The sequence below is a fragment of the Gelidibacter maritimus genome, from assembly GCF_014062315.1.
Classification (GTDB): Bacteria; Bacteroidota; Bacteroidia; order Flavobacteriales; family Flavobacteriaceae; genus Gelidibacter; species Gelidibacter maritimus.
In genome coordinates, this window is the sequence record NZ_JACGLT010000017.1 from 1 (window position 1) to 14,127 (window position 14,127).

At 37.0% G+C, this 14,127-nt stretch carries 14 protein-coding genes; 12 read left to right on the forward strand and 2 right to left on the reverse strand.

The features are described from left to right. The first annotated feature begins 260 nt into the window (after positions 1-260). The 7 genes from H3Z82_RS16240 to H3Z82_RS16270 all read left to right on the forward strand — a co-directional run bounded on the left by H3Z82_RS16240 (position 261) and on the right by H3Z82_RS16270 (position 6,101). Positions 261-806, forward strand: a complete 546-nt coding sequence (locus H3Z82_RS16240) for a hypothetical protein (RefSeq protein ID WP_182206557.1) — start codon at positions 261-263, stop codon at positions 804-806. A 129-nt stretch (positions 807-935) separates the two neighbouring features. Continuing rightward, complete coding sequence (locus tag H3Z82_RS16245; RefSeq protein WP_182206558.1) at positions 936-1,745, forward strand: DUF4886 domain-containing protein; 810 nt, start codon at positions 936-938, stop codon at positions 1,743-1,745. 166 nt (positions 1,746-1,911) lie between these two features. Further along, positions 1,912-2,445 carry a hypothetical protein gene (locus H3Z82_RS16250; RefSeq protein WP_182206559.1) on the forward strand — a complete coding sequence of 178 codons (534 nt, stop codon included), beginning with the start codon at positions 1,912-1,914 and terminating at the stop codon, positions 2,443-2,445. A gap of 462 nt (positions 2,446-2,907) precedes the next feature. Then, complete coding sequence (locus tag H3Z82_RS16255) at positions 2,908-3,363, forward strand: hypothetical protein (RefSeq protein WP_182206560.1); 456 nt, start codon at positions 2,908-2,910, stop codon at positions 3,361-3,363. A 703-nt stretch (positions 3,364-4,066) separates the two neighbouring features. Beyond that, positions 4,067-4,873, forward strand: a complete 807-nt coding sequence (locus H3Z82_RS16260; RefSeq protein ID WP_182206561.1) for a hypothetical protein — start codon at positions 4,067-4,069, stop codon at positions 4,871-4,873. 305 nt (positions 4,874-5,178) lie between these two features. After that, positions 5,179-5,937 carry a hypothetical protein gene (locus tag H3Z82_RS16265; protein ID WP_182206562.1) on the forward strand — a complete coding sequence of 253 codons (759 nt, stop codon included), beginning with the start codon at positions 5,179-5,181 and terminating at the stop codon, positions 5,935-5,937. Beyond that, positions 5,916-6,101 (forward strand): hypothetical protein, encoded by a 186-nt coding sequence (locus tag H3Z82_RS16270; protein ID WP_182206563.1) that lies wholly within the window; start codon positions 5,916-5,918, stop codon positions 6,099-6,101. Before H3Z82_RS16265 ends, H3Z82_RS16270 begins: the two co-directional genes overlap by 22 nt. Before the next feature lie 31 nt (positions 6,102-6,132). On the opposite strand, the gene recQ is transcribed toward H3Z82_RS16270, so the two are convergent. Then, positions 6,133-7,917, reverse strand: a complete 1,785-nt coding sequence (gene recQ, locus H3Z82_RS16275; RefSeq protein ID WP_182206564.1) for a DNA helicase RecQ — start codon at positions 7,915-7,917, stop codon at positions 6,133-6,135. A gap of 705 nt (positions 7,918-8,622) precedes the next feature. On the opposite strand from recQ, the gene H3Z82_RS16280 reads away from it, so the two are divergent. From H3Z82_RS16280 to H3Z82_RS16300, 5 genes are all read left to right on the forward strand, one after another. Beyond that, positions 8,623-9,432: a helix-turn-helix domain-containing protein gene (locus H3Z82_RS16280; protein WP_182206565.1), complete on the forward strand. Its 810-nt coding sequence runs from the start codon at positions 8,623-8,625 to the stop codon at positions 9,430-9,432. Positions 9,433-9,474: 42 nt separating this feature from the next. After that, positions 9,475-9,960, forward strand: coding sequence for a hypothetical protein (locus H3Z82_RS16285; protein ID WP_182206566.1), 486 nt, complete (start codon positions 9,475-9,477; stop codon positions 9,958-9,960). A 128-nt stretch (positions 9,961-10,088) separates the two neighbouring features. Beyond that, on the forward strand, positions 10,089-10,385 hold the full coding sequence (locus H3Z82_RS16290) for a DUF4298 domain-containing protein (RefSeq protein WP_182206567.1): 297 nt from the start codon (positions 10,089-10,091) through the stop codon (positions 10,383-10,385). 665 nt (positions 10,386-11,050) lie between these two features. After that, positions 11,051-11,488, forward strand: coding sequence for a hypothetical protein (locus H3Z82_RS16295; protein ID WP_182206568.1), 438 nt, complete (start codon positions 11,051-11,053; stop codon positions 11,486-11,488). A gap of 154 nt (positions 11,489-11,642) precedes the next feature. Continuing rightward, complete coding sequence (locus H3Z82_RS16300) at positions 11,643-12,290, forward strand: TIGR02117 family protein (protein WP_182206569.1); 648 nt, start codon at positions 11,643-11,645, stop codon at positions 12,288-12,290. Between the two features lie 73 nt (positions 12,291-12,363). Here H3Z82_RS16300 and H3Z82_RS16305 read toward each other — a convergent pair whose 3' ends face one another. After that, complete coding sequence (locus H3Z82_RS16305; protein WP_182206570.1) at positions 12,364-14,067, reverse strand: 3-ketosteroid-delta-1-dehydrogenase; 1,704 nt, start codon at positions 14,065-14,067, stop codon at positions 12,364-12,366. Between the last annotated feature and the right edge of the window lie 60 nt (positions 14,068-14,127).

A 14,127-nucleotide genomic window follows, 5' to 3' on the forward strand; every position in this document is an offset into this window, starting at 1 on the left:
TTGCGCGCGGAAAAACTTAACAACAATCCATCTGAATTGTTTAAATTAGTCTTTTAAACAACATTACGTCCGAATTTATACTCGAACGGAAAAGTTAAAAGCCGTGTACTAACACCGTGTACAAGCCATTGCTCAAACCCATCCAGTCCACAAAATTCTTGCGAATTTTGAAACTTCGGATAGACTTAGAAAATTTGGTTAATAAATACGCAACAGCTCGTACACATAAACGTTAGCCACAAGTTGAGCATCGAACACGAATGAGAACAAACGTTAATACATTTTTAGCAAGAGCCAAAGAAGTCCACGGAGACAAATACGATTATTCAAAAGTTGACTATCAAACGACTGAAAAAAAAGTAATAATCATTTGTAAAGAACACGGAGAATTTCTGATGCGTCCACGTGCTCATTATGCTGACCAAAGAGGATGTCCGAATTGTGACAAAACTGGAAAAAGTGGATTTCATAAAAGTCCGTGGTACGAAAAAACCAAAAGATTATATCTGATTGAATTTAGTGGAAATGGAGAACGGTTCTTAAAATTTGGAGTAACGAGCAATAAAGTTGAGGAAAGGATAATTAAAGGACAAATTCTATATCAATACAAAATTCTATTCGACGAGAAATTTTCGGACGGAGAAAAAGCAATAGAAATTGAAAAAAAACTAAAATCTAAATACTTGAAAATTCCTTACGTTCCTGAAATGAGTTTTCGCGGAAGTTCCGAATGTCTGGAATTTGGAATAAAAGAACATTTACTCAAGGATTTGAAAAGAATTATGATTAAAAAAACCAGTGGCTAACAAGTATAATTAATGGCTGGTTCTCGCCTACTTACGAAAATCCTCGCGGATTTTCTATTCGGTTTTTATTTGCTAAATTAGGTGCTTAAACACGCCACTAATCATACACAAAACCGTTACCTGTAATTTATGAGAAACTTTTTGCTAATCATTTTGGCTATTGCAATTACAAGTTGCAAATCTCTTAAAACAGAACTTTCTGAAGAATTAAATGTACTCTTTATTGGAAACAGTTTGACTTACTATCACGAAATGCCTCAAACTCTTCAAATGATGCTGAATGAAACAAATTCGAATATTACGATTGACCAAAGCACTTATCCAGGATATTCTTTGTCTCAGCATTTATCTCGCAAACCCGAATCGACATCTGAAAACAGAATTATAACTCTTACCGAGAAAAAGATAGTGGAAAAAAATTGGGATATAATAATTCTACAAACTGGAACTGTAAGCGTTTTAATTCCAAAAAATCGAGAATTAAAAGTAAATAAAGCCATATCGAGAATCAAAGAATTGACTACGAATAAGGACTGTAAATTTATATTATTTAATACGTGGCCATCTAAAAGAGAATATCCAAAGAAATATTGCTATTCTGGTTATTCTATTGACAAATCAATTAAGGATATTGATTATTGCTCACCGATTATGGAGAATTTAGAACAAGAAATTACTACAATCAATGAATCATATAATTTTCTTTCAGAATCGAATAACATTATAAAATCTGACAATGGAAATAAATTCTATGAAATCAGAACATCTCATCCAGAAATTGAACTTTATGAAGACGATATTCATCCGAATAAATATGGAGCTTTTTTAAACGCTTGTGTTTTTTACCAGATGCTTACTGACAAAAAAGCGTCTGAATTAAAATACAATGGAGAAATTGAACCGAAAACAGCGGAATTATTAAAAAAAATAGCGAAATAAAAACTACAGGTAGCCGTGTATAATTCATTGCTAGTTATAGCCTACTTACGAAAGTCCTCGCGGACTTTCTATCTGTGATTTATTTGCTAACTTTAGTGCTTAAACCACGCAACGAAATCATACACAAAAACGTTGTGGTGCATTTCCGAACAAACCGTAAAGTAGAATGATTCAAAGTAAACATTGTGATTTATGTGAGTTTCCGAAAAGGAATTTGAAAAACGGACTGACTTGTGGTTTGACGGACAAAAAACCTGATTTCAGAGGTTTCTGTTCTGACATAAAATTCAGTGATTCATTTAAAGAACAACTGACTGAATTATTAAATCAAATCGGACAGATAAAAAAAAGAAAAACATCTGTATATTTTAATTTCGGACTTTTTGTAGTAATCGGTTTACTAATAATATTCGGAAGTTATCCTCATCTGACTGAATATCTAAAAAAAGCATTTGAACCAGAATTTAGCTATTCTGACTGGAAGTACTTTTCTTTAATTCTTCTTCTCGAATTTGTTGGAATCCTTTTATTATATATGGGATTTTACCCATTCAATAAATATAAAAAGGAATTGAATAAACTGGAATCTGATAAAAAGGAAATAGAACTGGTTCTTAAAAACTATGGAATTGAAATAGAAACATTAACGAACCTTGAAAAAATAAAAAAACGACACCACAACAAAGCAGTGTATAATTAATGGCTATTTCTCGCCTACTTGAAAATGTCTTCGGTTTTTCCTCAGGCTGGGTCAATGTATAGTATTTGAAGTGCTTGTCACCGCAACTATTCTTACACATAAACGCCATTCAATTTAAACTAACCTGATGAGCATATATAAGATACAAGAAACCAACTCTAATCGGAAAAATCTTAAAAAGAACACCGAAAGAAACGCTCTTGTTCAAGAGGGGATTTTTATCATATACAATGATTTTAGATGAATTAGAAGAAAAATTTAGCCTACTGATGGAGAAATTTAGTCTAAACAAATAACGATTTACCTACGTCGCGTCTCTACAATCAGTTCATTATATACTACTTACAAAAACCTCAGCAATCCACTTTCTAATTGCTTTTTATTCCCTATATTTCGTCATTAATCACGCCACTAATCCTACAAGACATACGTTGGCATGTCTATCTATTAATTTATATAATTATGACAAAAACGATATTTAAACTCCTAATGATAACAGGATTATTTTTTTCCTGTTCGAATGATGATGAAATTAGGATTGCAGGTTTAGGGGATTTTAGTGGTAATTATAGGCTGAATTTCGTAGACAATTTAAAATACTGTTATAATAATGATATCAGTTCAATTGATCTTGTGATTAGTCCAGACGGAAGGTTCAAACAAAAATTTTTCATCTTGAACAATAATAACGAGTGTGTTCTCAGTGAAATCCTAGAGGGTCAAATTACGATAGTCAGTTCATTCCAATTTGAACCACGTGGTACGATTCTTTACGATAACTCTGAAGTAGTGCACAAATTACATCTCCCTGAAAGTGTTGATGGAGTGCACAATAAATTAGAAATAAACCTAACAGAGGAAAGGGCTAAAATAAATTTTTATTATTATAAAACTATTGAAAAAAATACTGATTCGTAATGAATTCATTCAAACTGTTTAGGGTTCACCGTTGATGCTCGTGAGCAATCAGTGTCTTTATCTAAGGCTCTGAAACTCAAACACCCTGGCATCAAAAGTCCCGTTCGTGCACAACAACTATATGTTTGGGTTCGATTTGTGTCACTGATTTCGGTGTCATAGTGCCAGGCATTTCGGTTCAAATTACGCCGTTTTTGCCTGTGTATTAAAACTCAAAATGGTTCTCTTTTTACTGCATCCCAATTACGCAATCTTAGGTTAAAAAATAAGTTTCATTATTGATTAAATTGATAGATTTGACACACCATATTTAATTAAATTTGACGTTTGTTGGAACTACGAAACCTATGAAAACATTTCTGTCATTTCCCATACGGTTCACCTTCGGCCAAGCAATAGCAAAGGCCGTCGGAACCGAACTTCAATATTATTTATCCACTTCCGATTTTCAAAATAGGGACAGTGGACAAGAAAAAATTAGGCCTATTATTAAAAAGTTTAAGAAGATAAAACCATCGTTTTGAAAAATAATGTCGACTTACAATGATAAAATAAGCTATGGATCGTTCTTGGCATTAATTACAATGGTCGGCAACAAACCACACCATTACTATTAGGTCCAGATTTGAAGCCCACTAAAACAATCTTATAAAACACAGATAACTCATGTTCTTTGTTTTTCACAAGCTAAATATAATCGCAAATGACAGGAATATTAGCACAAACTATTGCAATGACATCTTTCGGGAATGATTATTTAAAAACAGGCAAATCGATAAGCTTTTATCCCAAAAACTCCACGTTCCAACATTGTAATTTTGTTGACTTTAGAGAACTAAAAAAAAAGAATTTTTTCGCTTCTAAAAAAGAAATTGTTGTTTCCAAAAATCCAATGGAATGGTTCGAGCATCTAAAATCCAATAATTGTAAAAAACTTCGTCTTTACTATCAAAAAGTTAAAGAGGATGGACATAAAATGGCTGGGATGGTTGGAGGTGGTGGACATTGGTACATAGAAACGATTTACCCGACACATTCCGATTTTTGGATAAGCAGATGGAATCATGATAAGAATTTAGCCGAAAAACCTTGGCAAGTTACTTATATAAAAGCCATGGAAAACCGACCTATCTTAAATCAACAGTTTGACGTAAGCCAAACAATAGAAGATCTGAAAACCTGTCTCGAAAATATAATTGATTTTGCCCATCAAGAAACCACAGAAAATTGGGTGAAAATATTTAAAAATGCCAAAGAAACTCTTGAAAATGAAAATCCAGAATCTGACTTCTACCATTACGACTTAATCATTTGGAATAATTATGATTTGGAGAACAAGCAACTGTTGATGTCGGCGAGCAAAGCGTTTGTGTTTGGCGGAATGGGTTCTTGGAATGATCTGTCGTTTGAGAAAAAAGAGACAGAAGACACCTATACTAAGTTATCAAGCCAATTATATAATACCATGATGAAGTCTATAAATTGTGCGATAAACAAAGATAACTTATAATCAAGAACCTGGGTGCCCTTTGGACCGGCTGGCGGGCAAGCCCACGAGGTATGAATAAGGAATAGTCTTTTCAATCAAGGCAAGCCTCGGGGTATTAAAACCCACTGGTAGGTATCAAACCGAGGATAAGGCATTGCTCAGCATCTCTGGCGCTCGTTTGAAACAAGTGCCATAACTGATTTGACCTGGAGTAAAACACATTGTTACAACATTTAAATCCTGACCCACAACAATACAAGTGCTATAAACAGAGTTATTAACATAAGAACCCAGAGTTAAATACGCACAATCACAACTTATAATTCATGAAGCTTATAGCTACACTCCTACTTCTTTGGATTGGCTTATTACCGGCCAACGCACAAATTGCCGAAGCTATCACAAGCTTAGAAACCCCCGTTTTGGACGAAACTTCTGGTCTTCTCTTTTATAACAATACCCTGATTACACATACCGACAGTGGTGGAAAAGCCCAATTATACGAAATTAACGCCACCACAGGTGCCGTGATAAGAACGGTTGCCATAAGTAATGCTACCAATGTCGATTGGGAAGATATAGCCCAAGACGCGGCTTATATTTATATTGGCGATATTGGCAATAATTCAGGCAACAGGAAAGATCTTAAAATCTATAAAATATCTAAAGCAGATTACAACACTTCCGATGGTGAGGTTAGCGCCGAAATTATAAGCTACAGTTATGCTGATCAACTTGATTTTACGCCTAATCCAAAAAACACGAATTGGGATGCGGAAGGTCTTATTTCGTATGGTGATTGTCTACTAATATTTACCAAAAACTGGGTGGATCATAAAACGAATGTGTATGCCATTCCAAAATCCGGTGGGATCCATAGTGCTACCTTAGTGAGTAGCTACAACACCAACGGACTAATTACCGGGGCTGATAATGCTCCTGATGAAGCCATCATATATCTTATTTTATTGGATATAGCGCTAACGAAGCTCCATTTCTCTACACCATCCATAATATACCTAAAGACAGCTTGGACCTGTTTTCGGGCGAAGTCTCAGAAAAAATGGCCGATATCGTTACTTTAGGGCATCAAATTGAAGGCATTGCACTTTTTGAAATGACGCCAACAAGACATCGTTTATATCTTTCCAACGAAAAATTCAACACCTCCCTTGGTCCTATTAAAATAAAAATTCCTGCAAAATTAATGGGTATAGAAATTGATGCGCAGGCCTTAACCTCCAACTGATGCTGTGTTCATGGGTTAACAATACACAACTTTAAGTCTCCTCCGATTCATATACAGCTATGGCGTTTAAAAAATAGCGACTGTACCGCTCCGCCTTCACTTTTCCAACGCCCAACACCTCTTTAAATTCTGATTTTGTCTTAGGTCGTCTTGCTTCCATATCTTTTAATGTTGCATCACTAAAAACCACATAAGCCGGGATTTTCGCTTCTTTGGCAATTGCGGAGCGAAGTTCACGTAATCTTTGAAACAGTTTGGAACCCGTGGCATGTTTAGGACGATCGGACTTGGCTGCCTGCAGTTGCTTTCTGGGCTTGGCCAAACGTACTGGGTGGTCATCAAATAAAATGGCATTGGCCAACGGCGTCAGTACCAAACGTCCATTTTCATGAAAGCGAATTTCCAAAATCCCTTGATTCAACATCTGAATGATATATTGCTGCAAATCCAACCAGGACATCTCATGAAGAATGCCGTAAGTCTTGATGTTCTGGTATCCTTTTTCAAAAACATGAGCGTTTTGGGCTCCCCGCAAAACGTCTATGACCATCCCAGTTGATTCTTGTTGTTTAAGCCGATAAACCGCTGAACACACTTTTTTGGTGAGAATAGTTCCGTCAAAATATCGTGGTGGCGTTTTGCAAACATCGCAGTTGTTGCAGTTTTCGGTATGGTGTTCTCCAAAGTAATTGAGAAGTGCAATGCGGCGGCAACTTAAAGCCTCAGCAAACTGCTGCATGCGGTTCAATTTTGCTATTTGATAGTCGGCGTTGGAGGCATTCTCCGTAAACCTTCTCAACTGAACCACATCGGCATAGGAATAAAACAAAATGTTATAGGCAGGTAGTCCATCCCGTCCACCACGTCCTATTTCTTGGTAATACCCCTCGATGTTTTTGGGCATATTATAATGGATGACCCATCGGACGTTACTTTTGTCAATACCCATTCCGAAGGCAATAGTGGCCACGATAATAGGAGTCTTATCATTAATAAAACTTTCCTGAATGCTATTTCGTTTTTCGGCCGAAAGACCAGCATGATACGCTTTGGCTTTAAATCCGCTTTTTTTAAGCTTTGCGGTAACCTCTTGCGTACTTCTTCGGCTCAAACAATAAATAATGCCGCTTTCATCGGGTCTGGTTTTCAAAAACCTTATGATCTGATTGATACGATCGTTCCCGGGACGCACTTCCAGATAGAGGTTTTTCCGATCAAAAGAAGACATATGTACTTTGGCATCCAGAATATTCAATTGTTTAAGGATATCCTGTTGCGTTGCGCTATCGGCCGTGGCCGTAAAGGCGGCAATAGGTTTATTTGGGAATTGCTTTTTCAGGTAGCCCAATTGCGTATAAGCGGGTCTAAAATCATGGCCCCAAGATGAAATGCAATGCGCTTCGTCAACAGCAATCATACTGACCTCTATTGCAGAAAAATACGGCGCAAGGTTTTGCAAGCTTTCCGGTGCTACATAAATCAATTTTAAATGGCCGTCTTGCAATTTTTTAAGGGTGTCATTTTGTACAGAAGCCTCTTGACTGCTGTTATAATATGCCGCAGGAATGCCATTGGTCAACAGGGCATCCACTTGATCTTTCATTAAGGCAATCAGCGGCGAAATGACAATAGCAGTTCCTGAAAGTGCCAGGGCAGGCAACTGAAAACAGACCGATTTCCCTCCACCCGTTGGCATAATAGTCAAAACATCATTTCCATGGATGATATCGTTGACAATTTGCTCTTGATTAGGCCGAAATGTGCGATATCCGAAATGGGTTTTTAAAAGTTCTAAAGTGGTATCTGTCGTAATCATTTTTTATTTTTAAAGAAACACTGCCCATGGTGTCTTTTCTATTTTGGCCTCTGAACAAATGCTTAGCAAGCAAAAAAAAAACATTTGTGATTGCTGTCAATCTAAATATTAAAAGTATAGGAATAAAGTCCTTGTTCAAAAAACTTCTTGGGAATAAACTCACTTTATAAGCGGCACCAAAGGTAGTAATTTCAAGATGGATTTTAAGGCTTGTGGCGCACTGTACTTTGTTTTCTTTACATTCTGCTATATAAAAGAATTTACATTTTTAATTCATACAACTCAGATACAAGGTCTTGGCCGTAGCAAGTGCTTCAAACCATTGGTGATAAAGAGGATAATGATGTGCCTCAGTTTAATAACAATAACTTACGCTTCACAGCATTTAAATATTAAGTATTGTAATCCAGCATAGGACACTATCAAAGCTGGGAATTGTAGTATTTGCAGCTAGTTACATCATCCAATTCTCAACTGATACACACTTTGCACGTGTGTGAATCACAAATGTTGAATCCACTCACCTTGACAATAACTTAAAAAATGACTGATTTTAATTTAACATAGTTTAAAGAAATGTGTTAGATTAGGGTGGTGTATGGGTTCAGTTGAGCTAAAAAAACACAATGGCCTCTCGTGTTGTCCTGAGGGACATTATGATGACCTTGAGACATAATTTGTTATGTCCTATTAAAAATCCTCCATTTGAATAATGACTTTATCATACAGAAACCATTCAACTCCCATCTACAAAAACTCGTAGATTACTACTTTTTTATTGATATTCCGATTAGCGCATTAGCATTAAAAGAGGAAAATGTCATTCCCTTTCCGAGAATTACATTTGGATATTTTTTTGATCATCCATTTTCAGTTACCAATCATTCCACCGAAGAAACCATTATAGCGGATATGATTATTTCTCGAATATCTAAAAATCAAATTTCCGTTAAACCATTAACAGACAGGGTTAAGATTATTGGTGCCCACGTCAGACCATTTACTTTAGCTTATTTGACCGACGAAAATATTTCTAAAATGCCCTGGCTAATCAGAACAAAAGATTTGTTTGGAAACAACGCACAAAATTTTAAGGATAACATAACTAAATGCAGCAATCCACAGCAAATGTTTATAGAAGTTGAGAACATTTTTTTAAAAACCATTTTGGTCAAAGACCTTAACATTGTTGTGGAAGCTATAAGCCATATTGAATCTCATAAAGGCACTATATCCATTTCAATGCTCGCTGATAGTATTGGAGTTTCCAGCCGAACACTCCGAAATCATTTTAACAAATCAATTGGTTGTTCGCCAAAAGAATATATCCATTTGGTAAAATTGAAACAGGCCATTTTCCAAATGAAACACTCCACCGACTCATTGACCTCTGTATCGTACTCACAGAACTATGCTGACCAAGCTCATTTTACGAATACGTTTAAAAATATAACAGGTAAGTCACCAAAAAAAATACGTGAAAACATTCCCGATTTCCGATTCTTGCAATTTTAAGAGTAATTATAGTCATAGTTTTGATTCTTAAAACCTTAGGAAATGAAACGGTCAAAAATAGTTACAGTCCACATTGTTGCAACAATAATTGCTACAGTTACAATTAGCTGTTTTTTCAGCTTTTCGTTAGTCGCAGAAATCACTGGAAAAGATTTGTTTATAAAACAAGTAAAAACCGGGATACTATACTGCCTTCCCCTGCTTTTAATTGCAATGCCGGTATTAGCAATATCAGGAAAAAAACTCGCAGGGAATTCAAAGCATCCGATTGTTGCGAAAAAAATGAAGCGAATGAAATGTATTGCTTTTAACGGGATCATTTTAATGTCGTTGGCAATTTATCTTTACTATCACGCAATTTACAAAACCATTGATGACACTTTTTTGTATGTTCAACTAATGGAGTTGTTAATTGGCGCTGTGAATTTGGGATTGATCATTAGGAACATTAATTCTGGATTACAATTATCTGGTCGAAATAGGAAACTCAGAGCCCGTTGGCGCAGGCATTCTACTGGTTCTCATTAACACAACGAATCACTTTAACCCATTATTTATTGCATTATTGCGCAAAGATAGTAGATTAGCGGTTGAAAGACTGGAACGATAAATAACACGTTTCGCTTAAAATAGATTATATAAAACAATATCTACTTATGAAAAATACGATAGACCGAATTATGAAAATGGAAAAAATATTGGACGAACTCACTTTAGTGGTTGAAAAGTCTGATAAGGCAATGAACGATCTGGAAGACTCTTTAATCGATTTAAATACCTTAAAAACCTATTATGAATCGCAGTATATAAAAGATGTTATGGCAGATAAAAACAAGGAAATCCCACAAGATCTCAAACGAGGTGTATTGAGCGAGGATGCTGTTCATATGTTACTTACTGATTTGGTTGAATTATCTGATAAAATGGCAAAATTGAGCAAAAAAATAAGATAATCCGCTGACACCTATAAATTAGAATGTAGGCTCTATTCGCCTATCTTACTTAGGCTACCACATCAAGCTTTTATCATGTCATTGCACACCATAACAATAAATTACCTCGACCCGAGGGTGCGAGGTATCAAATTAGACTTACTTTTTTTACTTCGACGCAGAGCCTCGAGAAACAAAACCCAAAGATCCCGCCAATCTCGATAACAATCGGGACAACTATCAATTTTTTATGAATGGCTTCGCTAGTTTAAAAAATTGAGTTTCGATTGAGCGGTAGGGTCGGCAAGTCCACCAACTATGAGCATGGGATGCTAAAGGGAGGACTCGTGCTATGACAGCCCTATGGTGGGAGTACATGATTCTGGTTGTCGCCCGTATTCTGATCGAAGGAGCAGTGCACCAAGAACCCAATAAAAATCAGTCGTACCTCCGTGCCCTTTAAAAATACGCTCCCCTTTTTATCAGGAACCTCAGCATCCTCATGGGAGAACTAAATGAGCACCAAGCCCATATTTCTGAGTTTGTTGAAAACTTGCAATGGTACATCTACAACAATTTCCAGAAAGGTGGTAGATTTAGCCACCTAAACAGTAAGTTTAAAAGATAATACCGCTGCACCTTTCATGGCCCGACAAAAAAGAAGTGTACTCAAATCTTAATTAACAATGGATCAAAACAAATCAACCAAAAAAGGAAAAATAATCGGTATCATCGTAGGTATCATTGCTTTTGCCATTTCTTTTTATGTTGTACAACAGTTCTTTAAATCCGATTTAGAATTGGAGCTGAAAAAAGTGGTCACGGAAATGAACAAACAGGGGCCGAAGCAAATTGATCAATTTACAAGATTGGACAGTGTATCGAGTCTCGGAAAAACGAATCTCATCTATTACTATACACTTATTGATATGGCAAAATCAGAAGTGAATTTAGACACGGTCAATAAGTATGTCCGACCGGAAATCATTGAGAATATCAAAAACAGTCCGGAATTAAAGATCTATCGCGACAACAATATTACGTTGGACTATAAATATTATGATAGAAATGGCGATTTTGTATTGGATATTGCGGTGACCCCTGAACTCTATAAATCGGAATAAGCAGCCTGTTTGTACTAACATTGTTGTTTGTAGCCCTAAATCTTCAAGTGATCAAGACTGACCTATGGATTCGTAACAGATGAGGAAATAGTGAGATGCAATTTGCTATTGAAATCTTTGCCATATCTTAGTATTCATCATGAAATATCAAAAAATGAAATGTTTAAAAAAGCTGGTAAAAGGGGTCTTATGGTTGCTTCTCTTGCCCTTTTCGTACATCATTATTTCATTATTACTGACATTTATTACCGTAAACAACAGCCATCAAACTGAAATAGATACGGAAACAATTTACTTAAGCACCAATGGCGTTCATTTAAACATCATTCTTCCGATCACACAAATCGATAAACCGCTGCTTAAGGATATCAAATACGATAATGGTGATTCTTATTTATCTTTCGGCTGGGGTGAAGAAAACTTTTATATCAACACCCCCAACTGGAGCGATTTAACTCTTAAAAATGCCCTAAAGGCCTTGTTCATAAAGAGCTCCACCTTAATCCATATTTCCAGATATGGCACCAAACAATCCGATTGGACTGAAGTTAAACTATCCAATATCCAATTAAAACAGCTCAACCGCTACTTGCGCAATAGTTTTAAAACAGATGGGAGTGGGCATAAAATCATCCTTCCCAATCAAGGGTATACGCCATCGGATGATTTTTATAAAGCGCATGGCAACTACACGATATTCAACACCTGTAATACATGGGTCAACACCGGTTTTAAGGAAAGCGGCTTAAAGGCATGCCTTTGGACCCCATTTGATTTTGGTCTTATCAACACGTATAAATAAAGGTATAGAGAAAATGGGTGACATCTATTTACCCACTGGCTGTTCTACAAATCTTCCAGTTGAACGGTTTCTCCTAAGCTGTCACCTTACCCGCTGCATGTTCTGCCACAATATAGCCATAGACCAAACCTTGACAGATTGTACCACCAGCACCCGGATAGACCCTTCCAAATATATTGGCAGCTGTGTTTCCAACGGCATATAATCCTTCAATTGCAGATTTATCTTCACGTAAAACTCTGCCATGTTCGTCTGCCACGAGACCGCCACAGGTCCCCAAGTCGGACAGCACCACTTTAACGGCATAAAGTTTTCCTTTAAGCGCTAATAAATTAGGGTTGGGTTTAATTGTTGGATCTCCATAATATCTGTCATAAGCACTCTCTCCTCTTTGGAAATCATCATCTTTACCAGTTTCTGCAAGAGCATTGAACCGATCATAAGAAGCTTTGAAATCACTTACAGGCAAGCCTGTCAATTTTGCAATTTCTTCAGGAGAATCAGCTGAAACAGCAATTCCGGCATCATACCATTCCTGTGGGAGCTCAGCTCTCGGGAAAACAGATCCGCCAAGGATATACCTGTTGCGATAGGTTTGGTCAAACACCAACCACATATCTCCAATGGGTGTTCCTGCTTTCTCTTCGGCCAAGAGCTTTTGACCAAAACTCATATAGTCCGTAGCTTCATTAATAAACCGCTTACCGGTGGCGTTCACCATAAAACTTCCTGGCAACGAACGCTCCGCTAAGAGAACCTTTGGATTTTCGCCTTTCTTTAAAGGTGAAATGGCTGGGAACCACCATGATTCCCGCATAAGATCTAGATCTGCGCCAATTGTTTGGGAAAGCAAAATTGCATCTCCGGTATTTCCTTCTGCTCCAAAGCTATAGTTTTCACCCAATGACTTGGATTGGTATTTTTGGCGCATAGGCATATTATGATCAAATCCTCCAGCGGCCAATACTACGCCTCGTTTCGCTTTTATTTCTATCGTTTTCCCCTCGTGTTCTACAACCGCTCCAACAACATGATCGCCATCCATCAGCAATTCCACTAATTCTGTATCAGTTGCTACGGGAATATTGTTGTCAATTGCTCCAGCAAATAAACCAGCAGCTATCGCCTGACCTCCCGCCACCAAGTTTTTCCCAACAATCTTACCACCTACACCCTGAAAAAGTCTTTTGAAAATAATAGGAAAAGCCTTTAAGGGTTTGCGCATCATCAGGTTCAACCATTTGTAATCATACCCAGTTACTGGCATAGGCAAGGATGATTCCATCAGACCTGGTCTAAATCTTGAGATTTCATCCCCTAACCGATTAAGATCAAAAGGCTTACACTCGCAAGTCCTACCTAAAGCATCACCTCCCGGTTCTTCTGGGTGATAGTCTGAGTATCCTTTAGACCAAAAAAACGACATTGGGGTGGTACGTTGCAGCATTTCCACAGTGGCACCTCCATATTTAAGAAGAGCCTGCCATCGCTCAGGAGGGGAATCGTTCCCAACGACGGCCTTGAGATATGTCTCTGCTTTTTCAAGGGTATCCTCCGAGCCATTTTCAGTGAGGATAGGATTGGCTGGAATCCAAAAAGCACCACCAGATAATGCAGTGGAGCCACCAACATAAGGTGTTTTTTCAACGATCAAGCTTTTTAATTTTCTTTCATGGCCTGCTAATGCCGTAGCAATTCCAGTACCCGAGCCTACAATAAGTAAGTCTACCGTTGTGTTTGCCGCCAGCACATCGGCTGATTTTGTTAATATTTGCATATGTAATTATTAGTTTTTGAAATTATTAGAACAATATATAGGGGTTCAAATATTTAATCT

Excerpts from the sequence above, each read along its gene's own strand:
- H3Z82_RS16300 (WP_182206569.1), top strand. The coding sequence starts at position 11,643 with ATGAAATGTTTAAAAAAGCTGGTAAAAGGGGTCTTATGGTTGCTTCTC.
- H3Z82_RS16250 (WP_182206559.1), top strand. The coding sequence starts at position 1,912 with ATGATTCAAAGTAAACATTGTGATTTATGTGAGTTTCCGAAAAGGAAT.
- H3Z82_RS16245 (WP_182206558.1), top strand. The coding sequence starts at position 936 with ATGAGAAACTTTTTGCTAATCATTTTGGCTATTGCAATTACAAGTTGC.
- H3Z82_RS16265 (WP_182206562.1), top strand. The coding sequence starts at position 5,179 with ATGAAGCTTATAGCTACACTCCTACTTCTTTGGATTGGCTTATTACCG.
- H3Z82_RS16285 (WP_182206566.1), top strand. The coding sequence starts at position 9,475 with ATGAAACGGTCAAAAATAGTTACAGTCCACATTGTTGCAACAATAATT.
- recQ (WP_182206564.1), bottom strand. The coding sequence starts at position 7,917 with ATGATTACGACAGATACCACTTTAGAACTTTTAAAAACCCATTTCGGA.
- H3Z82_RS16260 (WP_182206561.1), top strand. The coding sequence starts at position 4,067 with ATGACAGGAATATTAGCACAAACTATTGCAATGACATCTTTCGGGAAT.
- H3Z82_RS16305 (WP_182206570.1), bottom strand. The coding sequence starts at position 14,067 with ATGCAAATATTAACAAAATCAGCCGATGTGCTGGCGGCAAACACAACG.
- H3Z82_RS16270 (WP_182206563.1), top strand. The coding sequence starts at position 5,916 with ATGGCCGATATCGTTACTTTAGGGCATCAAATTGAAGGCATTGCACTT.
- H3Z82_RS16255 (WP_182206560.1), top strand. The coding sequence starts at position 2,908 with ATGACAAAAACGATATTTAAACTCCTAATGATAACAGGATTATTTTTT.
- H3Z82_RS16295 (WP_182206568.1), top strand. The coding sequence starts at position 11,051 with ATGGATCAAAACAAATCAACCAAAAAAGGAAAAATAATCGGTATCATC.
- H3Z82_RS16240 (WP_182206557.1), top strand. The coding sequence starts at position 261 with ATGAGAACAAACGTTAATACATTTTTAGCAAGAGCCAAAGAAGTCCAC.
- H3Z82_RS16290 (WP_182206567.1), top strand. The coding sequence starts at position 10,089 with ATGAAAAATACGATAGACCGAATTATGAAAATGGAAAAAATATTGGAC.